General features: G+C 66.3%; 21 protein-coding genes. 13 read left to right on the top strand and 8 right to left on the bottom strand.

All coding sequences use genetic code 11. From position 1 onward, the window contains the following. Positions 1-8: 8 nt before the first annotated feature. Entirely contained in the window at positions 9-395 is a 387-nt protein-coding gene (locus tag POS17_RS12765; protein ID WP_060838884.1) for a hypothetical protein, read from the bottom strand. 38 nt (positions 396-433) lie between these two features. After that, entirely contained in the window at positions 434-775 is a 342-nt protein-coding gene (locus POS17_RS12760; protein ID WP_060838883.1) for a hypothetical protein, read from the bottom strand. 168 nt (positions 776-943) lie between these two features. Between POS17_RS12760 and POS17_RS12755 the strand changes: the two genes are divergently transcribed. Together POS17_RS12755 and POS17_RS12750 are read left to right on the top strand one after the other, a co-directional pair. Beyond that, positions 944-1,627 carry a response regulator transcription factor gene (locus tag POS17_RS12755; protein WP_060838882.1) on the top strand — a complete coding sequence of 228 codons (684 nt, stop codon included), beginning with the start codon at positions 944-946 and terminating at the stop codon, positions 1,625-1,627. Further along, on the top strand, positions 1,605-2,999 hold the full coding sequence (locus POS17_RS12750; protein ID WP_060838881.1) for a sensor histidine kinase: 1,395 nt from the start codon (positions 1,605-1,607) through the stop codon (positions 2,997-2,999). The genes POS17_RS12755 and POS17_RS12750 overlap by 23 nt, the downstream gene beginning before the upstream one ends. 158 nt (positions 3,000-3,157) lie before the next feature. Here POS17_RS12750 and POS17_RS12745 read toward each other — a convergent pair whose 3' ends face one another. Together POS17_RS12745 and POS17_RS12740 are read right to left on the bottom strand one after the other, a co-directional pair. Beyond that, positions 3,158-3,445 (bottom strand): DUF1652 domain-containing protein, encoded by a 288-nt coding sequence (locus POS17_RS12745; RefSeq protein WP_060838880.1) that lies wholly within the window; start codon positions 3,443-3,445, stop codon positions 3,158-3,160. 136 nt (positions 3,446-3,581) lie between these two features. Continuing rightward, positions 3,582-5,081 (bottom strand): helix-turn-helix transcriptional regulator, encoded by a 1,500-nt coding sequence (locus POS17_RS12740; protein WP_060838879.1) that lies wholly within the window; start codon positions 5,079-5,081, stop codon positions 3,582-3,584. Between the two features lie 132 nt (positions 5,082-5,213). On the opposite strand from POS17_RS12740, the gene POS17_RS12735 reads away from it, so the two are divergent. Then, entirely contained in the window at positions 5,214-5,756 is a 543-nt protein-coding gene (locus POS17_RS12735; RefSeq protein ID WP_060838878.1) for a GNAT family N-acetyltransferase, read from the top strand. Positions 5,757-5,783: 27 nt separating this feature from the next. Here POS17_RS12735 and POS17_RS12730 read toward each other — a convergent pair whose 3' ends face one another. Beyond that, positions 5,784-7,097 carry a sigma-54 interaction domain-containing protein gene (locus POS17_RS12730; RefSeq protein WP_060838877.1) on the bottom strand — a complete coding sequence of 438 codons (1,314 nt, stop codon included), beginning with the start codon at positions 7,095-7,097 and terminating at the stop codon, positions 5,784-5,786. Positions 7,098-7,348: 251 nt separating this feature from the next. Here POS17_RS12730 and POS17_RS12725 point away from each other — a divergent pair, with 251 nt between their 5' ends. The 6 genes from POS17_RS12725 to POS17_RS12700 all read left to right on the top strand — a co-directional run bounded on the left by POS17_RS12725 (position 7,349) and on the right by POS17_RS12700 (position 11,800). After that, positions 7,349-8,233: an MBL fold metallo-hydrolase gene (locus POS17_RS12725; protein WP_060838876.1), complete on the top strand. Its 885-nt coding sequence runs from the start codon at positions 7,349-7,351 to the stop codon at positions 8,231-8,233. A gap of 30 nt (positions 8,234-8,263) precedes the next feature. Next, on the top strand, positions 8,264-9,541 hold the full coding sequence (locus POS17_RS12720; RefSeq protein WP_060838875.1) for an NAD(P)/FAD-dependent oxidoreductase: 1,278 nt from the start codon (positions 8,264-8,266) through the stop codon (positions 9,539-9,541). Further along, positions 9,538-10,365, top strand: a complete 828-nt coding sequence (locus POS17_RS12715) for a sulfite exporter TauE/SafE family protein (protein ID WP_060838874.1) — start codon at positions 9,538-9,540, stop codon at positions 10,363-10,365. The genes POS17_RS12720 and POS17_RS12715 overlap by 4 nt, the downstream gene beginning before the upstream one ends. A gap of 48 nt (positions 10,366-10,413) precedes the next feature. Then, positions 10,414-10,941 carry a YeeE/YedE family protein gene (locus POS17_RS12710; RefSeq protein WP_331711837.1) on the top strand — a complete coding sequence of 176 codons (528 nt, stop codon included), beginning with the start codon at positions 10,414-10,416 and terminating at the stop codon, positions 10,939-10,941. Continuing rightward, positions 10,938-11,357, top strand: coding sequence for a DUF6691 family protein (locus tag POS17_RS12705; RefSeq protein ID WP_060838872.1), 420 nt, complete (start codon positions 10,938-10,940; stop codon positions 11,355-11,357). The genes POS17_RS12710 and POS17_RS12705 overlap by 4 nt, the downstream gene beginning before the upstream one ends. Positions 11,358-11,461: 104 nt before the next feature. Next, positions 11,462-11,800 (top strand): YkvA family protein, encoded by a 339-nt coding sequence (locus tag POS17_RS12700; protein WP_060838871.1) that lies wholly within the window; start codon positions 11,462-11,464, stop codon positions 11,798-11,800. Between the two features lie 75 nt (positions 11,801-11,875). Here POS17_RS12700 and POS17_RS12695 read toward each other — a convergent pair whose 3' ends face one another. The 3 genes from POS17_RS12695 to POS17_RS12685 form a co-directional block, all read right to left on the bottom strand. Beyond that, positions 11,876-12,892, bottom strand: coding sequence for a PDDEXK nuclease domain-containing protein (locus tag POS17_RS12695; RefSeq protein WP_060838870.1), 1,017 nt, complete (start codon positions 12,890-12,892; stop codon positions 11,876-11,878). Between the two features lie 123 nt (positions 12,893-13,015). Then, positions 13,016-13,426: a PA0061/PA0062 family lipoprotein gene (locus tag POS17_RS12690; protein ID WP_060838869.1), complete on the bottom strand. Its 411-nt coding sequence runs from the start codon at positions 13,424-13,426 to the stop codon at positions 13,016-13,018. Between the two features lie 32 nt (positions 13,427-13,458). After that, complete coding sequence (locus tag POS17_RS12685; RefSeq protein WP_060838868.1) at positions 13,459-13,863, bottom strand: PA0061/PA0062 family lipoprotein; 405 nt, start codon at positions 13,861-13,863, stop codon at positions 13,459-13,461. Between the two features lie 229 nt (positions 13,864-14,092). Between POS17_RS12685 and POS17_RS12680 the strand changes: the two genes are divergently transcribed. From POS17_RS12680 to POS17_RS12665, 4 genes are all read left to right on the top strand, one after another. After that, a complete protein-coding gene (locus tag POS17_RS12680; RefSeq protein WP_060838867.1) occupies positions 14,093-17,314 on the top strand; it encodes an efflux RND transporter permease subunit in 3,222 nt (1,073 codons plus the stop codon). Next, complete coding sequence (locus POS17_RS12675) at positions 17,304-18,470, top strand: efflux RND transporter periplasmic adaptor subunit (protein WP_060838866.1); 1,167 nt, start codon at positions 17,304-17,306, stop codon at positions 18,468-18,470. The genes POS17_RS12680 and POS17_RS12675 overlap by 11 nt, the downstream gene beginning before the upstream one ends. Then, positions 18,454-19,872 (top strand): efflux transporter outer membrane subunit, encoded by a 1,419-nt coding sequence (locus POS17_RS12670; RefSeq protein WP_060838865.1) that lies wholly within the window; start codon positions 18,454-18,456, stop codon positions 19,870-19,872. The genes POS17_RS12675 and POS17_RS12670 overlap by 17 nt, the downstream gene beginning before the upstream one ends. A gap of 1,240 nt (positions 19,873-21,112) precedes the next feature. Further along, positions 21,113-21,385, top strand: coding sequence for a hypothetical protein (locus POS17_RS12665; RefSeq protein ID WP_060838864.1), 273 nt, complete (start codon positions 21,113-21,115; stop codon positions 21,383-21,385). Positions 21,386-21,475 lie beyond the last annotated feature (90 nt).

Raw genomic sequence — 21,475 nt, 5'->3', positions numbered from 1 at the left:
CGTGCGCCTCAGCCGCGCTTGCTCAGGTAGAACACCCGGCCGCGGCTGTAGCACCAGTGCACCAGCAGCCCAAGGCCCCATAGCGCCAGCAGCAGGTTGGCCGCCAGGGTCAATTGCGCGATGCCCTGCCCCCACAGGATAAAGAGCGGCAATGCCAGCCAGGCTGAACGGCGAAAACCCAGCAGGCGCATGATGCCCGGCACGATCACCGCCATCAGGGCAATGACCAGCACGTCCAGGCCGCGATACCCCAGCATCCAGCGCGCATAACGGGGATCGGCGGCATAGGCCTCCAGGTAGCCTGGCAGGCGCAACGCCAGGTCCACGGCCAGACTCAACAGCAGGCTAGCCACCAGCAGCCACAGCAGCCCTTTGAAACGTGATGCGTATTTCATTGCACAACACCTTGATACGAAGAAGCTCAATCGGGGCTTCAATGCCGCTTGTAGCTTTTATTGCCACTGGGGGTCAGGCAATAGACCCCGCCCCGTGGACCGGTGCAGAAGCTACCGCTGCCGCAGGTGCAACCCTGGGTATCACGCAGCAGTGGCTCGGCACGAGGGGTGGAGGAACGCTGGCCGAACATCAGCGCGCAGTTTTTCTTCGAGGCGCTGATGGAGCCGTCATTGCACAGGAACAGCTCGCCATCGCAGCGGGCGATGCCGCCTTTCTTTCCGGAACAGGGCTGATTGGCCGCCTGGGCCGCCGCGCTGCACAGCAGCATCAGGCACACCGCGAAAAAGGGCTTCCAGCCGCCCCGGGTCAGGGCTCTCATGGTGACGCCTCCTGGCAAAAAGTGGCCGGATAATATCAAGCTTCAGCGCCCCTGACCCGCAGGACACCGACGAGCCCCGCGCCTGGATGAAAGTTTTTTTAGAATCCCGCCAGCGGTTTCTTGGCAAAATGCCCGCCTGTGTCACGAACCGCCAAGCAGGTAACACCTATGACCCGCATTCTGACCATCGAAGACGACGCCGTGACGGCCCGGGAGATCGTCGCCGAACTGAGCAGCCACGGCCTAGACGTGGACTGGGTGGACAATGGCCGCGAAGGCCTGGTACGCGCCGTGAGCGGCGACTACGACCTGATCACCCTGGACCGCATGCTGCCGGAGCTGGACGGCCTGGCCATCGTCACCACCCTGCGCACCATCGGTGTGTCGACGCCGATCCTGATGATCAGCGCCCTCTCCGACGTCGACGAACGGGTGCGCGGCCTGCGGGCCGGCGGCGACGACTACCTGACCAAGCCCTTCGCCTCCGACGAGATGGCGGCCCGGGTCGAGGTGCTGCTGCGGCGCAAGAACACGGTCAAGGATTTCGCCACCAGCCTGCGGGTGGCCGACCTGGAGCTGAACCTGATCAGTCGCGAGGCGACCCGCGCCGACCAGTTGCTGAGCCTGCTGCCCACCGAGTACAAGCTGCTGGAATTCCTCATGCGCAACACCGGGCAGATCCTCTCGCGGATGATGATTTTCGAAGAGGTCTGGGGCTATCACTTCGACCCGGGGACCAACCTGATCGACGTGCACATCGGCCGCCTGCGCAAGAAGATCGACCCGCCTGGCATGACTCCGTTGATCCGCACCGTGCGAGGCTCGGGTTATGTCATTGCTGAACCCCTCTAAGGGCTGGCGCTCCTCCAGCAGCCGCCTGCTGGCGCTGTACAGCACGCTGTTCGTGGCCTGGAGCTGCATCCTCATGGGGGTGCTGTACTACGAGGTGTCCACCTACCTGGACAGCCTGGCCAAGCACTCGCTGATGCAGCGCCAGCACCTGTTCGCCCGCTTCGAAGGCGAGCAGCTGGTGGAAGCCCTGGCCACCAGCATGACCTTCGACATGCGCGCCATCGACGCCTATGGCCTGTTCGACGAGCAGCGTCGGCCCTTGAGCGGGCCAATCCGGCAGATCCCCGACGACCTGCCCCTGGACGGCCAGATCCACGAGTTGAAGAACTGCATCGACTCCGACGACACGAGCCTGCCCCGGGACAGCTGCGACGCGGTGGCCACCCACACCCGCGACGGCCGCTGGCTGGTGCTGGTGCGCGACAACGGCTCGCTGTTCGCGGTGACCCGGATCATTCTCCACGCGCTGCTGTGGGGCATCTCCCTGACCATCATTCCCGGCGCCGCCGGCTGGCACCTGCTACGCCGCCGTCCGCTGCGGCGCATCCGCCAGATCCAGGCCAGCGCCGAAGCCATAGTCGCCGGCGACCTGACCCGGCGCCTGCCGCTGTCGGACCGGCGCGACGAACTGGACATGCTGGCGGCCATCGTCAACGCCATGCTCGAACGCATCGAGCGGCTGATGCATGAGGTCAAGGGCGTGTGCGACAACATCGCCCACGACCTGCGCACCCCGCTGACCCGCCTGCGGGCCCAGCTCTACCGCCTGCAGCAACAGGCCGAGGAAGGCTCGCCCCAGGCCCTGCAGATGGACCAGTTGCTGGCCGAGGCCGACACCCTGATGGCGCGCTTTCGCGGGTTGCTGCGCATCTCCGAACTGGAGGACCAGCAACGGCGCTCGGGCTTCCTCGAACTCGATCCGCTGCCGCTGCTTCAGGAGCTGTACGACTTCTACCTGCCCCTGGCCGAGGAAGGCCGCCTGACCCTGCAGCTCGACGTGCCGGCCAGCCTGCCCCGGCTGATCGGCGACCGCGCCCTGCTGTTCGAGGCCCTGGCCAACCTGCTGAGCAACTCGATCAAGTTCACCCCGCCGGGCGGCGAAGTGATACTGCGCGGCCTCGACGACGGCGGCAGCCCGCGCCTGGAAGTGCTGGACTCAGGCCCCGGCATTCCCCCGGCGGAACGGGCGGCGGTGTTCCGGCGCTTCTACCGGGTCGACGAAAGCAACGCCCAGGGCGGCTTTGGCCTGGGCCTGTCGATCGTTGCGGCGATTGTCAGCCTGCACGGCTTCAAGCTCGAAGTGGGCAGCAGCGAACGCGGCGGCGCGCGCCTGAGCCTGGATTGCCGGCCAAGCCTGATCGCCGACCACTGACCCACCCCATCCCTGTAGCCGCCGCTGAGCCCGCGAAGCTGCGAAAAGGTCCGCAGGACCTTGCCTGGCGATTTCCCGACGAACCTCCAGCGGGCTTCAACTCGCCGCGTCTCCTGAGGCAGAGTGCCGCCCAAAGCGTTCGCAGCCTTCGGCAGCGGCTACAGGTGGCCCAGGGAGTTGCTGTCCAGCTCGTAGAGCAACTCGTCAATGAGCCGCAATACGTCGGCCTCGCTCTGCAGGGACTTGATGCGCAACCCGCTGACCACCAGATCGACCCGGCCGCTGTCGGGCTCGAACACCCGCAGGGTCAGGGTGCCGTCGCCGGCATGGCTGAAACTGCAGGCCAGGGGCGCCAGGCGCTGTTCGATACAGGCGCGCCATTGGGCCTGGGTGAGCACCGCCGGTGCCTGATCGGTCACGGTGCCCTTGCTCTGTTCATCACCCATGCGGGCTGTCCTTGTGCTGTGGTTGTGCTCTGCCACAGCCCCATTGACCGGACCTGTGGCGGCTCCAAGGGTAGAAAACACCCACCACGCAAAGAAGGCGCATTTGCACGGGTTGCCCTGGTGCATATGCACCAGTTCAGCGTCCCCGACTGCCGACCGTGCCGACGAACAGCCCGCGCTCCCGGGCCCAGACGATGGCTTCGCCCCGGCTGTGCACCCCGAGCTTGGAATACAGGGTGGCGACGTGGTTGCGCACGGTGTTGGGCGCCAGCTTCAACTGGGCGGCAATCTCTTTGTCTGCCAATCCCTGATAGATCAACCCCAGCACTTCCCGCTCGCGGGCCGTCAGGTCGGCAGAGGACACCCCAGGCGTGTCCCGGGCCTTGGGGCTTCTCACGTTGGCCAGCTTTTCGATCAGGGTTCGGCTGAACCAGGAGGCGTCGCGCATCACTTCCTCGATGGCGCCCACCAGCTCCAGTTCGGAGCGCTTGCGCTCGGTGATGTCCATCAGCACCAGCAGGTAACAGGGGCTGTCCTGGATAAGCACGGTGTCGGCGTAGGCCACGCAATCGATCAGCCCGGCGTTCTTCTGGCGCACCTTGAGGTCCAGGCCATCGACGTTGCCGGCCTTCTCCAGTTGACTGAACAGCTGGCTGGCCGCCGCGGCTTCGGCGATGAAGCCGATGGCCTCGACGTTCTTGCCCAGCAGTTCCTCGCTGCTGTAGCCGCAGGTGTTGAGAAAGGCCTCGTTGACGTCGACGATCTGCTGCTCGGCGCTGCACACCAGGGTCGGCACCGGGGTCAGGCGAAACGACTTGGCAAAACGCTCCTCGCTCTGGCGCAGGGCAATCTCGATCCTGCGCCGTGGCTCCAGGTCCATGAAGGAAAACAGCATGCAGTCTTCATCGTTGATGTCCAGGGGCTGGCCGGCGACGATCACCAGCTTGCTGCCGCCGTCCGGCAGGCGCAGCTCGGCCTGCATCTGCGGGATGGTCGCGCCCTGGCCCAGGCGCTCGATGGCCAGGTCCTTGTGCTCGGCGTCCTCCAGCACATCCAGCTCGTACACCGAACGGCCGATCACCTGGTCCCGGGCATAGCCGGTCATTTCCAGGAAGCCCTGGTTGACCTTGATGTAGCGCAAGTCGCCGAGGCGGCAGATCACCGCTGGCGCCGGGTTGGCGTTGAAGGTCTTCTCGAAGCGCTGCTCGGCGCCAGCCCAATCGCTGGCATCGCTGAGGATCAGCACCAGGGATTCCGGCGCGCCGCTGCGATCAGTGAGGATCATACTGCGCACCCGGTGCACCCAGTGCCGGGGTTCGCCGTCGATCTCGGCCTGTACCTCGACCACCACGTCGCTGAAGGTTTCCCCGGCGGCCACCCGATTGATGGGATAGGCCTCCAGGGCCAGGGGGTGATTGTTGCGGTAGCGCAAGGCATAGCGCCGGGCGTACTCGCGGACATTGGCCCCCAGCTCGCCGACCTCGCTCACTCCATGCATGGCCAGCGCCGCCTCATTGGCCCAGAGCAGGCTGCGGGCCTGGTCGGTTTCGATCAGGATCACCCCGTCGGACAGACCGGCGATGATCTGCTGCAACTGGCGGCGATTGGTTTCGGTAGCAAGGACGGCCTGGCTCATGGCATCTCCGGAAAAAGGGCGATGAAGCTACGACCACGCTCGTTCGCCATCGTGCCCCGGGCGCACTGGAGCACTCGGGCACCAGGCGTTAAGCTGCTGCGCCCGGTTCCGCCCATTCATCTGGAGTCAAGCATGATCACCATCCGTGAAGCCGACAGCCGCGATATCCAGGCGCTCAAGGCCATAGGTTGTGCCACCTACCGCGAGCACTTCGCGGCGATCTGGAGCGCTGCCGGCATGCAGCAGTTTCTCGACCAGGACTTCTCCGACGCCCACCTGCAAGCGTCCCTGGCCGCCCGGGACCGGCACCTGTGGCTGCTGGCCCTGGACCCGCAGCAGCAGCCCATGGGCTTTGCCAAGCTCAACTGGGGGCGGCCGGTTCCGGGCAGCGACCGCTGCGGGGCCGAGTTGCAGAAGATCTACCTGCTCAAGTCCCAGGCCGGCCAGGGCCATGGCCGGCGCCTGCTGGAGCAGGTGCTGCAACGGGCCAGCGCCGCCGGGGAATCCTGCCTGTGGCTGGACGTGCTCAAGAGCAACAGCGGCGCCCGGCGCTTTTATGAAAGCGCCGGGCTGCGACAGATCGGTGAAGTGCCCTTCAGCACCGACCTGGAACAGATCGGCATGTGGGTGATGGCCTGCGACCTGCCGCTGCCCCGGCCACCGGCCGAGGCTTGAACCCGGCTGCGGCCGTCCGCCCGGCGGCTACAGGCCCAGGGCCTTGAGGCGCCGGTACAGCGTGCGTTCGCTCAGGCCCAGGGCCTTGGCCAGTTCGCTGCGCGAGCCGTCGAAGACTTCCAGGGCATGGGCCAGTTGCTCCAGGTCCTTGCCGGCCCGGCGCCGGGTCACCGGGACCGGGGCCTGGGGACGGCGCAGTTCCGCCGGCAGGTCCTGCAGGCGGATCACCCCGTCATCGCTGAACAAGCGCGCCCGTTCGAGGATGTTGCGCAGCTCGCGGATATTGCCCGGGTAGGTGTACAGCTGCAGCTGTTCCAGGGCCTGGGGATCGACTCGCGGCACCACCCCGGGATCGAGGCGGCGCAGCAGGCTGTCGATCAGCAGCGGCAGGTCGTCGCTGCGTTCGCGCAGCGCCGGCAGGCGGATCGGGAAGGCGCTGATGCGGTAGTACAGGTCCTGGCGGAAGCTGCCGGCGGCGACCATTTCCTTGAGCGGCTTGTGGGTGGCCGCCACCAGGCGAAAATCCGAGTGCACGGTGCGCAGGCTGCCCACTGGGCGGAAGCTGCCGGACTCGATCAGGCGCAGCAGCTTGACCTGCATGGCCAGGGGCACCTCGCCGATTTCATCGAGAAACAGGGTGCCGCCGTGGGCCGCTTCCGCCAGGCCGATCTTGCGTTGCAGGGCGCCGGTAAAGGCGCCCTTTTCATAGCCGAACAGTTCGCTTTCCAGCAGGGTTTCGGTGAGCCCGGTGCAGTCCACCACCACCAGCGGCCCGCTGGCCCTGGGGCTGCCGTCGTGCAGGGCCCGGGCGAACAGCTCCTTGCCGGTGCCGGACTCGCCCTGCAACAACACCGGGATCGGCGCCGGAGCCGCCCGCTGCAAGGCGCTCAGGGCTTCATTGAAGGCCGGCGAGCGTCCCACCAGGCCTTTCTGCTGGGGCTGCACCGAAGCCACCGCCACCGAACTCAAGCGCTCGACGTAGGCCACCACGGTGCCGGCCTCGCCGATGATCGGCCGCAGTTCCACGTCCACGTGCTCCGGGCCGCGAGGCGTGTGATGGATGTGCAGCATGCGCTCCGGCACCCGGCTGTCATGGGCCTTGCGCATCGGGCAATGCTCGCCGGCCTGATCGCAGGGCACGGCGAACTGGTGGGAGACGCGGTAGCACTTGGCGCCGACGTGGGGCTTGCCGGCCACGCCGAACTGACGCTGGTAGGCGGTGTTGGCGGCGATGATGTTGTAGTCGGTGTCGAGCACGATGGTCGGTTGCGGATCGTGTTCGAGGTAGGACACCAGGGCAGACATGGACGGCTGGGCAAGGTCGGTGGCGATCAGGGACATGGGCAACTCCGGGGCAGTGGCGGCAGCTTAAAGCACGCCGCGGCTTTCTGCCATTTTCTGCCACAAACTGCCAAACCACTGCCAAATGACGTTGGCAGTCGCGGCACAAAACGCCTGATGGCAGCCTCTGCGGCCTTCTACTTCAATGAACAGGTGGCCAATCCGGGTGTTTGAGGTTGGCACGTTTATTGACAGTCCAAGGGACGAGCGACAGCGCAGACTGTCCTCACCTTCATTGCCTGGAGTGCCCCATGATCATCAGCGACACGCTGCGTGTAGAAGCCTTTTTCGACAGTCAGACCTGGACCATCAGCTACCTGGTGATGGACCAGGCCAGCCGCCGCTGCGCGCTGATCGACAGCGTGCTGGACTACGACCCGAAATCCGGCCGCACCCGCACCGAGTCCGCCGACCGCCTGATCGCCCGGGTGCGCGAGCTGGACGCCCGTGTCGACTGGATCCTGGAAACCCACGTGCACGCCGATCACCTGTCCGCCGCGGCCTACCTCAAGGACCAGCTGGGGGCCCGGGTGGCCATCGGCAATCAGATCACCCGGGTGCAGAAAGTCTTCGGCGCACTGTTCAACGAGGCCCCGAGCTTTGCCCGCGACGGCAGCCAGTTCGACGTGCTGCTGGAAGACGGCGCCGAATTCGCCATCGGCGGCCTCGGCGCCCGCGCCCTGCACACCCCGGGGCACACCCCGGCCTGCATGACCTACCTGGTGCAGGTCGGCGATGAGTGCGTGGCCTTTGTCGGCGACACCCTGTTCATGCCCGACTACGGCACCGCCCGCTGCGACTTCCCCGGGGCCGACGCGCGGACCCTGTACCGCTCCATCGGCAAGATCCTCGCCCTGCCCCCGCAAACCCGGCTGTTCATGTGCCACGACTACCTGCCCAACGGCCGCGAGCTGCAGTACATGACCACCGTTGCCGAGCAGCGCGCCAACAACATCCACATCCATCAGGGCGTCGACGAAGACAGCTTCGTGAAGATGCGCGAAGCCCGTGACGCGACCCTGGACATGCCGGTGCTGATCCTGCCTTCGGTGCAGGTCAACATGCGCAGCGGGCAGTTTCCCGAGCCCGAAGACAACGGCGTGAGCTACCTGAAGATTCCCCTGAACACCCTATAACGATTAACGACTCCACACGGAGACCTTGCCATGCGTCCCTTCAACCCGGCCCTGCGCCCCGTCGACGGCAGCCACCAGGTGCTGATCGTCGGTGGCGGTGCCGCCGGCATCGCCGTTGCCGCCAGCCTCTTGACCCGCGATCCGCACCTGGACGTGGCCCTTATCGACCCCGCCCAGCACCACTATTACCAGCCCGGCTGGACCCTGGTGGGCGCCGGGGTATTCAGCGCCGCGTCCACCGAACGGACCATGGCCGAGCTGATTCCCCAGGGCGTCAAGTGGATCCAGCGCGCGGTCAGCCAGTTCGAACCGCAACACAATGCCCTGGTGCTGGACAACGGCCACGTGCTGGCCTACGACCAGTTGATCGTCTGCCCCGGGCTCAAGCTCGACTGGGCGGCCATCGACGGCCTGCCCCAGGCCCTGGGCAACCACGGCGTGACCTCCAACTACCGCTACGACCTGGCGCCCTACACCTGGCAACAGGTGCAGCAGCTGCAACAGGGCGAGGCGCTGTTCAGCCAACCGCCGATGCCGATCAAGTGCGCCGGCGCGCCGCAGAAAGCCATGTACCTGTCCTGCGACCACTGGCGGCGCCACGGTCGCCTGGGGGCGATCAAGCCGCGTTTCCTGAATGCCGGCGGCGTGCTGTTCGGCGTGGCCGACTATGTGCCGGCGCTGATGGAATACGTGAAGAAATACGCCATCGAGCTGGATTTCGGCCACAACCTGATGGCGGTGAACGGCCCGGCGCAGCGCGCGACCTTCGTCCGCACCCTGGCCGACGGCCGCCAGGAAACCCTGGAGCGCGCCTTCGACCTGCTGCACGTGGTGCCGCCGCAATGCGCCCCGGATTTCATCCGCCACAGCCCGCTGGCGGACGCCGCCGGCTGGATCGACGTCGATCCCCACAGCCTGCGCCACAGGCGTTTCGTCAACATCCACGGCCTGGGCGACGCCACCAATACCAGCAACGCCAAGACCGCCGCCGCGGCGCGCAAGCAGGCGCCGGTGGTGGCCAACAACGTGCTGGTGGCCCTCAAGCGCCTGACCCGGCTGGCCGCCTATGACGGCTACGGCTCCTGCCCGCTGACCGTGGAGCGGGGCAAGATCGTCCTCGCCGAATTCACCTACGGCGGCAAGCTGGCACCGAGCTTTCCGCGCTGGCTGCTGGACGGCCGCCAGCCGACCCGCCGCGCCTGGTGGCTGAAGGAACGGATTCTGCCGCCGCTGTACTGGCGCGGCATGCTCAAGGGCCATGAATGGCTGGCGCAACCGACCCAGGCCACGGACACCCCGAAGACATGAATGAACACAGTCTTTTGGGCGCTGGGCTGGGGGCGGTCATTGGCGCGATCCTGGCGCTGACGGGAGCCGGCGGCGGCATCCTCGCGGTGCCATTGCTGGTGTTCGGCCTGGGCTTGAGCATGGTCGAGGCCGCCCCTATCGGCCTGCTGGCGGTGGGTCTGGCCGCCAGCGTCGGCGCGGTGCTGGGCCTGCGCCAGGGCATCGTGCGCTACCGTGCGGCGGGGTTTGTCGCCAGCATCGGCATCCTCATGGCGCCGCTGGGGCTGTGGCTGGCCCACCGCCTGCCCAACCTGCCCCTGGCCCTGCTGTTTTCCCTGGTGCTGCTGTATGCCTGCGGACGTATCCTGCGCAAGGCCAGCCTGGAATTGAAACAGGGCCGGGCGGCGCCGCGCCCGGCTTTCCTGCCCTGCGTGCTCAACCCGGCCCAGGGCCGCCTGCGCTGGACCCTGCCCTGCGCCCGGGCACTGACCTTCACCGGCATGCTCTCGGGGCTGCTGTCGGGGTTGCTCGGCGTGGGCGGCGGCTTCGTGATCATCCCGGCCCTGAGCCGCTACACCAACCTGGACAGCAAGAGTATCGTCGCCACCTCCTTGGCGGTGATTGCCCTGGTGTCCCTGGGCAGCGTGGTGACCGCCAGCCTCAGCGGGGTGATGCACTGGGCGGTGGGCGCACCCTTTGCCCTGGGCGCGGTAGTGGGCCTGGTGCTGGGCCGTCAGGTGGCCAGCCACCTGGCCGGGCCGCGCCTGCAACAACTGTTCGCCGTCACCGGCATGCTGGCGGCGCTGCTGCTGGCGGGCGGGGCCCTGGGCTGGCTGTCCCATTGAAGTCCTTGCGCCGGCCAGCCGGCTGCCACAACAACAGTTACACGGCAGCTGTCGCCGCTGGCTTGCCAGCGAAGGCGTCGCCACCGACGCCGCGCTTCCAAGGTGGAACAACAGGACCATGCAGAGGAAATCCCCATGCTCTTTGATGCCGTACATTTCACCCCGGGCTCGGCCCTGGCCGGAGGCGCGCTGATCGGCCTGGCGGCCGGGCTGTTGATCGTCGCCAACGGGCGCATCGCCGGAATCAGCGGCCTGCTCGGCAGCCTGCTGCAACCGGGCAGCGACGGCTGGGGCGAAAAAGCCCTGTTCATCCTCGGGCTGTTGCTGGCGCCCCTGCTCTGGGGCCTGTTTCACGCCCTGCCGGTGGCCGAGTTCCAGGGCGGCCTGCTCGGCCTGATCGGCGCCGGCCTGCTGGTGGGCATCGGCACCCGCTATGGCGCCGGTTGCACCAGCGGCCACGGGGTCTGCGGCATTTCCCGGCTGTCGCCACGCTCGCTCGTCGCCACCCTGTGCTTCATGGGCACCGGCTTCGCCACGGTCTGGGTATTGCGCCACGGACTGGGGCTGCTGCCATGAGAAAACTCAGCGCATTTTTTGCCGGCCTGCTGTTCGGCATCGGCCTGCTGCTGGCAGGCATGGCCAATCCGGCCAAGGTCCTGGGCTTTCTCGACCTGGCCGGCCGCTGGGATCCGTCCCTGGCGCTGGTGATGCTCGGCGCCATCGCCGTGGCCTGGTGGCCTTTCCATTGGGCCATGGGCCGCTCGCGCTCGCTGCTCGGGGCGCCCATGCAGATCCCCGCCAAGCGCAATGTCGATCGACGCCTGATCGGCGGCAGCCTGCTGTTCGGCATCGGCTGGGGCATAGCCGGGATCTGCCCGGGACCGGCCCTGGTGCTGTTGCCGGGGGGCCACTGGCAAGCCTGGGTGTTCGTCCTGGCCATGCTCCTGGGCATGCTGCTGTTCCAGCGCCTGGAGGCCCGTCGGCAGCCCTGAACAGCACTGCTACGAGGGAAACCACCGGGGAAATATTGGCCTCTGCCGAACCAGCGCTTAGGTGGCGACCATGACCTGGACCCATGCCCCACCAGGAGTGCGCCATGTCCACCGCCCAGTCCCTTGAACTCTGTTTCTGGCACAAGATCGGCCGCTACGCCTCGCGCATCGGCCGGGCCCTGATCCAGAAAGCCCTGTGGCTCTACTACGCCGCGCAACGACCGCAAACCCCGATCTGGGCCAAGACCACCATCTACGCCGCCCTGGGTTACTTCGTGCTGCCGCTGGACCTGATCCCCGACCTGATTCCCGGGGCCGGGTACGTGGATGACCTCGGCCTGTTGACCGGCTCGGTGGTGACGGTGGCCGCCCACATCAACGCCGAGGTCCGGGAGCAAGCCAGCGCACGCCTGGCCGACTGGTTCGGCAGTGAGCCGCAATGAACCGGAGGGCGGCGCCTGGGTGCGCACTCGACTCACCAGGGCGCTGCGGCAGCCCGGCCAGAGTCGCCGCCCGGCTCACCGCGCCTGCGTGTCCAGGGCATAGAACTCCTGCAGCTTGGCCTGCAGCAGTTGTTTGTCCGGCAACTGGGTCCGGTACTCGGCGATCAACGCCGGAGACAGCGAACGGTTGAGGGCATATTCCACCACCTCGTCTTCCTTGCTGGCACACAGCAGCACGCCCAGGGCCGGTTTTTCGTGGGGTTTGCGCACCTGACGATCCAGGGCCTTCAGGTAGAAGCCCAGCTTGCCCAGGTACTCCGGTTCGAAGCGCCCGACCTTGAGTTCAACGGCCACCAGGCAATTCAACCCACGATGGAACAGCAGCAGATCCAGGACGAAATCGCGCCCGCCAACCTGCAAGGGGTAGCCCGAAGCGACAAAGCAGAAGTCGCGGCCCATCTCGATCAGAAAATCCTTGAGTTGACGCACCAGCCCCTGATGCAGATCGGCCTCGTCATGCCCCGGGGGCAGGTCGAGAAACTCCACCATGTAGGCATCCTTGAAGACCTTCAGGGCCTCGGGACGGGCCTGTTTCAAGGTGGCCGTGGCATTGGCCGGGTGGCTCAGCGTGCGTTCGAACAGCGCGGATTTGATCTGCCGTTCCAACTCGCGCCTCGACCAGTGCTCCTGGATCGCCAAGCGCAGGTAGAACTCACGCTCACGTGGCCCTTTGCTCTGCCCCATCACCACCAGATGGTGGCTCCAGGACAATTGTCGCACCAGTGGTGCGACTTTCTCGTCATCGCGATAGGCCTCATAAAACTGCCGCATGCGAAACAGGTTGGCCCGGGTAAACCCCCGCAGCCCCGGCTGCTGCCGCGCCAGGTAATCGGCCAATTGCTGGACCACGCCATCACCCCATTCCGCCGCCTCGAGCTTGCGGCTGATATAGGCCCCGACCTGCCAATACAGCTCCACCAGTTCAGTGTTCACCGCCCGCACCGCCCGTTGCCGCGCGGCGCTGATCATATGCGCCACTTCGCCAAATGCCACATCGGTGGGGTTAATTGCCGCTTCAGCCTTTTGCTTCATAACGCACGCCCGCTTGCTGGGAGACAGGCCCCCATGATCCCGTGGCTCGCCATGGGCCTGAAGTCAGGCCTGTCTCTTTGTGTTGAGCGAAACGTCCTGATTTGCGCGCGTTAAACAGCCCCGTCAGCCGGGCATGCAACTGAAGTCGTGGGTGCTGGCCACCTGCTTGCCCTGGGCGTCATACAAGCGCGCCGACACCTCGCTGCCCAGGCTCGACTCCACCAGTTTGTAATGCTCGCCGGCCTTGAAGCCGCTGTAGCTGAGATGGCCGTTGCAGTCTTGCTGGTTGGAATCACCGACACTCTCTTCAAACAGGGTCACGTCCAGGCGATGAGTGCCGGGCTTGACCTGAAAATAACGCCCGTCGTCGACCTTGTGCCCATCCACCCGTTCGGCCATCAGGTCGTTGGAACCCTCTTCCTGCAAGCCGATCCAGGCCTCGCTGGGGTCGGGCTGGGGCATGGGGCCAGCGCAGGCAGAAAGCAGGCACACCAGGCCCAGGGCAGGAATCAGCAGCAGCGGTTTAAATGTCATGACGCAGTACCTCGACAGTCGAAAAAAGGCGTTTACAGGCAACTGAACGGCTGGCTCCGGGCCACTGGCCGGCCCTGGGCATCCACCAGGGCGGCGCTCACGTCCTGGCCCTGGCTCGACTCCAGCAGTTGGTAATGCCCGCCCGCCTTGAACCCTGCGTAGTCCAGGCGTCCCAGGCACTCGGGCTGCGCCGAGTTGCCGTTGGCCCCTTGCAACAGGGCCATCTGCAAGCGGTGCTGGCCCGGGCTGACCTGGAAGTAGCGGCCATCATTCAGGCGCTTGCCGTCGACGCTGTCGGCCAGCAAATCGTTGGGCGACTCCGCGGAAAGATCGATCCAGGCCTGCTGCGGATCGGCCTTGGGCACGGGCCCGGCACAGGCCGAGAGCAGGCACGCCAGGCCCAGGCCCGGCAGCAGCAACAGCGGTTTGAGGGACATGAAAAAAACCTCGCAAGTGACAGAAACAGGTGCGACGCCGGCCGGAAAAAATCGGCTGCGTCGATGGTCATCAAGCTTGTCGAGGCCCGGGCGCGAGAACAAATGAATCCACATGAAAGGAAATTCAGGCCTTACCTAAAACTTCCTTCACCTGGCTGAAAGCCGCGTGTTAGGTGGGTCGCTGCAGGCTGCCGAGGTTTGCAATCCCACTCCCTCGGAGGTTTTCGGCATGCTCGGGCTGGTCAAGACCGCACTGCTCAAGCCCTACACGTTCATCGTGCTGGCGATATTCATCTGCATCATCGGGCCCCTGGCGGCCCTGCGTACCCCCACCGACGTGTTTCCCGACATCGGCATCCCGGTGGTGGCGGTGGTCTGGCAGTACAACGGCCTGTCGCCGGACGCCATGGCCGGCCGGGTGATCTACACCTACGAGCGTTCCCTGAGCACCACGGTCAACGACATTGAGCACATCGAATCGCAGTCGCTGCCGGGCATGGGCATCGTCAAGATCTTCTTCCAGCCCGGGGTCGATATCCGCACCGCCAACGCCCAGGTGACAGCGGTGTCACAAACCGTGCTCAAGCAGATGCCGCCGGGCATCACCCCGCCGCTGATCCTCAACTACAGCGCCTCGACGGTGCCGATCCTGCAGCTGGCGTTTTCCAGCCCGACCCTGTCGGAGGCGAAGATCCGCGACCTGGTGCAGAACAACATCCGCCTGCCCCTGAGCTCGCTACCGGGGCTGGCCATGCCCACGCCCATGGGCGGCAAGCAGCGCCAGATCACCCTCGACCTGGACCCGCAAGCCCTGGCCGCCAAGGGCCTGTCGGCCCAGGACGTGGGCAATGCCCTGGCGGCGCAGAACCAGATCATCCCGGTGGGCACCGCCAAGCTCGGCGGCGATGAATACACAGTGCTGCTGAACAACAGCCCGACCGCCATCGACGAGCTCAACGACCTGCCGATCAAGACCGTGGACGGTGCGCTGATCACCATCGGCCAGGTGGCCCACGTGCGCGACGGCTCGCCGCCGCAGACCAATATCGTGCGGGTCGACGGACGCCGCGCGGTGCTGATGCCAGCGCTGAAGAACGGCAACATCTCCACCCTGTCGATCGTCGACGGCATCCGCCAGATGCTGCCGCGGATCAACGAAACCCTGCCGCCGGCGCTGAAGACTTCGCTGCTGGGGGACGCCTCGGTGTTCGTCAAGCAATCGGTGGGCAGCGTGGCCCGGGAAGGCATCATCGCCGCCCTGCTGACCAGCGCGATGATCCTGCTGTTCCTCGGTAGCTGGCGCTCGACATTGATCATCGCCGCCTCGATTCCCCTGGCGGTGCTTTCCGCGATTGCCCTGCTGGCGCTCAGCGGCCAGACCCTCAACGTCATGACCCTGGGCGGCCTGGCCCTGGCGGTGGGGATCCTGGTGGACGACGCCACGGTGACCATCGAAAACATCAACTGGCACCTGGAACAGGGCAAGGCGGTGAAGCAGGCGATCCTCGACGGCGCCAAGCAGATCGTCGGCCCGGCCTTCGTCTCGCTGCTGTGCATCTGCATCGTCTTCGTGCCGATGTTCCTGCTGCAGGGCATCGCCGGTTACCTGTTCCGGCCCATGGCCCTGGCGGTGATCTTCGCCATGGCCAGCTCGTTCATCCTTTCTCGGACCCTGGTGCCCACACTGGCCCTGTACCTGCTCAAGCCCCACGCGCCGGAAGCCGGGCCCGGGCATCACCCGGAAGACGCCTTCATCAACCACCACGAAGGCGAACAGCACGCCAAGCCGCGCAGCGCCCTGGTGCGCGGGCTGCTGGCCTTGCAGCAGGGTTTCGAGGCGCGCTTCTCCAACGTGCGCGACACCTACCACGGCCTGCTGCACCTGGCCCTGGGCCGGCGCAAGACCTTCGTCCTCGGCTTCCTGGCCTGCGTACTGGCCTCCTTCGCCCTGCTGCCGAGCCTGGGCCAGGACTTCTTCCCCGCCACCGACGCCGGGGCCCTGGCCCTGCACGTGCGCCTGCCCCTGGGCACGCGGATCGAGGAAAGCGCGGCGGCCTTCGACCGCATCGAAGCGCGGATTCGCGAAGTGATCCCGGCCGAGCAACTGGACAGCATCATCGACAACATCGGCATCCCCTTGAGCGGCATCGACATGGCCTACAGCAACAGCGGCACCATCGGCCCCCAGGATGGCGATATCCAGGTCACCCTCAAGCCCGGCCACGCGCCCAGCGCCGACTACGTGAAACAGCTGCGCGAAGCACTGCCGGAAAGCTTCCCCGGCAGTCAGTTCGCCTTCCTGCCAGCGGACATCAGCAGCCAGATCCTCAACTTCGGCGCCCCGGCCCCGCTGGACGTGAAAATCTCCGGGCCCAACGCCGAAGCCAACCGCGCCTTCGCCCTGGAACTGCAACGGCGCCTGCAACATGTACCGGGCATCGCCGACCTGCGCATCCAGCAGTCCACCGGCTACCCGTCCTTGCAGGTCAAGGTCGACCGCCTGCGGGCCAACGGCCTGGGCATCACCGAGCGCGACGTGACCAACAGCATGGTGGCCTCGCTCGCCGGCAGCTCCCAGGTGGCGCCAACCTTCTGGCTCAACCCGAAGAACGGCGTGTCCTACTCCATCGTCGCCGCCACCCCGCAGTACCGCCTGGACAGCCTGCCGGCCCTGGAGGCGCTGCCGGTCACCGGCAGCAACGGCCAGTCGCAGATCCTCGGCGGCCTGGCGGACATCTCCCGGGTCGAGAGCCCGGCGGTGGTCAGCCACTACAACATCCAGCCCACCCTGGACCTGTACGCCAACGTGCAGGGGCGCGACCTCGGCGCCGTGGCCCACGACATGCAAAAGGTCCTGGACGACGCCGCGGCCCTGCGGCCCAAGGGCGCCACGGTCAGCCTGCACGGGCAGATCGACGCCCTGCACGAAGCCTTCAGCGGCCTGAGCCTGGGCCTGCTGGGGGCGGTGGTGCTGATCTACCTGCTGATCGTGGTCAACTTCCAGTCCTGGGTCGATCCGTTCGTGATCATCACCGCCCTGCCGGCGGCCCTGGCCGGGATCGTCTGGATGCTGTTCCTGAGCGGCACCTCGCTGTCGGTGCCGGCGCTGACCGGGGCCATCCTGTGCATGGGGGTGGCTACCGCCAACTCGATCCTGGTGGTGAGCTTCTGCCGCGAGCGCCTGGCGGCACATGGCGACGCCCTCAAGGCCGCCCTGGAAGCCGGCTACACACGCTTTCGCCCGGTGTGCATGACCGCCCTGGCGATGATCATCGGCATGCTGCCCCTGGCCCTGTCCGAGGAACAGAACGCGCCCCTGGGCCGCGCGGTGATCGGCGGGCTGCTGCTCGCCACCGTCGCCACCCTGATCTTTGTCCCCGTGGTCTTCAGCCTGGTCCACGGCCGTCACCCCCAATCCGCTGTCGTTGGAGAAAACACCCATGTCGCCTGATCACACCCCTTCGCGCAAACGCCTGATGCTCCTGGGCATCGGCGGCCTGAGCCTGGCCGCGCTGCTGGTCGCCAGCGGCCTGGCGGCGCGCACCCGGCATGAACGGGCCGTGGTCGCCTGGACCGAAACCGCCGCCGTGCCGCAGGTGCTGGTGTTCCAGCCGCAGCACAACCTGCTGGGCGACACCCTGCGCCTGCCGGCGCACCTGGAAGCCTGGAGCAAGGCGCCGATCCACGCCCGGGTCAGCGGCTACCTCAAGGACTGGAGCCAGGACATCGGCGCCAAGGTAGCCGCCGGGCAGGTACTGGCCCATATCGACAGCCCCGACCTGGACCAGCAAGTGGCCCAGGCCCGGGCGCGGATGATCCAGCAGCAGGCCAATGCAAGGCTGGCGCAGACCACCGCCGAGCGCTGGCAGCACCTTTTGGCCAGCCACTCGGTGTCGCGCCAGGAGGCCGATGAAAAAAGCTCCAACGCCGCCGCGGCCAAGGCCAATGCCCAGGCAGCCGCCGCCGACTACGCACGGCTCACGGCGCTGGAAGACTACAAGACCATTCGCGCGCCCTTCGCCGGCACCATCACCGCCCGCCACACCGACATCGGCCAGTTGATCAAGGCCGACAACGACAGCGACCCGGAGCTGTTCGACCTGGCGGACACCCACAAGCTACGGCTCTACGTGCCGATTCCGCAGAACTACGCCAGCGTGATCCGCCCCGGCCTGCAAGCGCAACTGACCGTGCCCGAGCACCCGGGCCAGCACTTCAGCGCGCAACTGGTGGGCGACTCCACCGCCATCGACCCGCGCTCCGGCACCCTGCTGGCGCAGTTCGTCGCCGCCAACCCCGACGGCGCATTGCTGCCCGGCGACTATGCCGAAGCCACCCTGGCGATCCCTGCCGACACCCACGGCGTGAGCATCCCCGCCAGCGCGCTGATCTTCCGTGCCCAGGGCACCCAAGTGGCGGTGATCGACAGTGCCAAACGCGTGCACCTGCGCAGCATCCATATTGGCCTGGACCTGGGGGAACGGCTGGTGATCGACCAGGGCCTGCAAGCCAGCGATCACGTCATCGACAACCCGCCAGACGCCCTGCGCGAAGGTGACCTGGTGCAACTGGCCGACGCCGGAGGTGAGCATGCGCCCAAGGCTTAAGCCCCTCGCCGCCCTGCTGGTGCTGGCCCTGCACGGCTGCTCCCTGGCGCCCCATTACCAGGTGCCGGCCATCGACCTGCCGGCGCACTACCGCGAACAGAGCAGCGACGGCCCCTGGCACCCGGCCGCCGCGCCCCAGAGCCTCGCCGAGCACTGGTGGCGGCTGTACCAGGACCCGCAGTTGAATGACCTGCAACAACGCCTGCTTCGAGCCAACCCGGATCTGGCGGCGGCCCTGGCCCACTACGACGGCGCCCAGGCCTACGCCAGCCAACTGCATGCTGGGCTGTTCCCGCAGATCAGCGCCAGCGCCCAGCCGTTGCGCCAGCGCCAGTCGGACAGCCGCCCCCTGCGCGGCAGCACGCAACCGTCGATCTACAACAGCAACAGCGCCGGTTTTGCCCTGAGCTTCGACCTCGACCTCTGGGGCCGGATTCGCAATCAAGCCGCAGCCGGCGATGCCCAGGCCCAGGCCTCCGGCGACGACCTGGCGGCGGCGCGCCTGAGCCTGCAAAAACAGCTGGCGAGCCTGTATGTGCAACTCAACGGCCTGGATGCCCAGAGCCGGATCCTGAGCCGTTCCCTGGAGGATTACGCCCAGGCCCTGCAACTGACCCGCGACCGCTATCAGGGGCAGATCGCCTCGGAACTGGACCTGACCCGGGCCCAGAGCCAACTGGCCAGCGCCGAGGCGGAACTGGACGAAGTGCGCGCCCAGCGCAACCTCACCGAACATGCGATTGGCGAACTGGTGGGGGAACCGGCCAGCCGCTTCAGCCTGGCGCCCTCTTCGCAACTGCTGAGCCTGCCGAGTATTCCCCAGCAACTGCCCAGCACCCTGCTGCAACGCCGACCCGACATTGCCGCCGCCGAACGCCGGGTGTACGCCGCCAATGCCGGCATCGGCATCGCCCGCGCCGCCTGGTACCCGGATTTCAGCCTGACCGGCATGCTCGGCGGGCAGACCCAGGGCGTGGGCAACCTGCTGTCGGCGGGCAATCGCTATTGGGCCCTGGGCCCCCTGATGAACCTGCCGATCTTCGATGGCGGGCGGCTGAGCGCCAATGAGCGCCAGGCCCATGCCGAGTTCGAAGAAGCCGCCGCCCATTACCGTGGGCAAGTGCTGCGAGCGGTTCGGGAGGTGGAGGACAACCTCGGGCAACTGCGGGACTTGCACCAGGAAGCGCTGGATCAGCAGGCAGCGGTGAATGCGGCGCTGCATACCCAGACCTTGGCCATGAACAGCTATCAGGCCGGGGCGGTGAGTTACCTGGATGTGGTGACGGCGCAGACTGCAGCCTTGCAGGCACAACGGGGGTTGCAGGCGCTGCAGACCCGGGAGTTGCAGGCCAGTGTGGGGTTGGTGGTGGCGTTAGGCGGAGGGTGGAACGGTGGGGCTTGAAACCTGAAGCGCAAACCTTGTGGCGAGGGAGCTTGCTCCCGCTCGACTGCGTAGCGGTCGTGAAATCTGTGTTCGCTATTTGTCGGGAGTCCATATCCGTTGCTGCGGTAACGGCGGCTTATGGTTTCGCTCTTACAGCGAGTCACTTTGGAAAAGCCGGAATCTCGACCCAGCCCAAAGTCACCAAAGGCTTCTGCCCCTCCACTCGGAGCCTCGCCTAGCGAGGCATGCTCGAGCTCCGGCCATCGTGTCTCAGGGGGCAGGAAGATCAACATCTGACGGCGGCCTACCGGCCGACCTTGTTTCATTTGTCCTTCACAGGGCGATGCTGCTCTTGGGATGGTCGAAGGTCCTGCGGACCTTGTCGCAGCTTCGCAGGCTCAGCAGCGGCTACAGAACGCACATACTCTGTAGCCGCTGCCGCAGGCTGCGAACGGCTCAGCAGGAGACGCTAAACCTGCATCCCCAATGCTCCTGGCATACCGCGCCGCCTGGTTTTGCGAGCGCGAGCGCTCGTTCGCAGCCTTCGGCAGCGGCTACAAGGAGCCGGCCTGCGCACCTTGGCTTTGGCTTTTGATCTTGATCTTGATCTTCCGGCCCCTTCCCAGCAGGCCGAGCGTAGGCGTTGCATAGGGGGCAGCTCGGCATGGATGCCGAGCTAGCCGCCACCCGGCCAGGGCCCCCGGAGCAATTCCGAAGCGAGGGAACCCCGAGCCCCAGCGAGGGGCCGTATGGAGGGGCAAGCCCTTTTGGTTCCTTTTTGCTGGGCCGGCACTCCGGCGTTTGACAAAAGGGACTCGCCGTAAGGGCGAAACCCTAAGTGGCCATGACCGCAGCAACGAATATGTACCCCGTCAACCTCGCCACAAAGACAAAACCGCCAGCCGCTACACCCGCAGCAACGGATATGCCCCCCAGCAAAACCAGCCACCAACACCACGAAACAAGCGCTCAAACATCTCCCCAACCACCCTGTTGCAGCGCTATGACGTCGCTCCTATAGTCCCCACTCGCAACCCAATCCGCGAGCGACCTTGGCCGGTCGAATATAGGAACGCATCGACTATCAAACCATCATTGCAGTCGCTTTTTGCGCCAGTGATCGAGGGACATGACGGTGATGCGCGGGACACCTTCTGGTGCACTGCTGTCCTGTCTCCGGCCAGTCTTTCCGCGTACTACCGCCCTACTCCTCCCAATCGGCGAAAAAGGTGACTGCTCTGAAAAAGGAGCCGCAGCTATGACTGACCATCACCTCCCTCGCTTCACCCCCATCGACACCCACGACAGCGAACACCCGGTGTTCTACCTCGACACCCAAGCCCCCTTGAGCGACCTGGCCAGCAGCGCCACTCACCGTTTCACCGTGGTCCGCGACCTGATGGACAGCCTCTCCACCCTGGGGCTGAAAGACATCAGCGATTGCGACCTGACCCGCATCACCCGTGGCGTGCACCTGCTGACACGAGAAGGCTGCGCGGTGTTGGAAGTGATTCAGTGGCGGGTCGCGTAGCAACCCTATTCGCGGACCTGTGGCGAGGGAGCTTGCTCCCGATTGGGCCGCAACCCCATACATCCTGATGCACCGCGTCATCAGGGTTTG

Origin of the sequence: Pseudomonas sp. Os17, assembly GCF_001547895.1 — a bacterium.
Lineage (GTDB): Bacteria > Pseudomonadota > Gammaproteobacteria > Pseudomonadales > Pseudomonadaceae > Aquipseudomonas.
The sequence above is the reverse complement of the archived record's forward strand: the minus strand, read 5'-3'. Positions and strand labels throughout refer to the sequence as shown.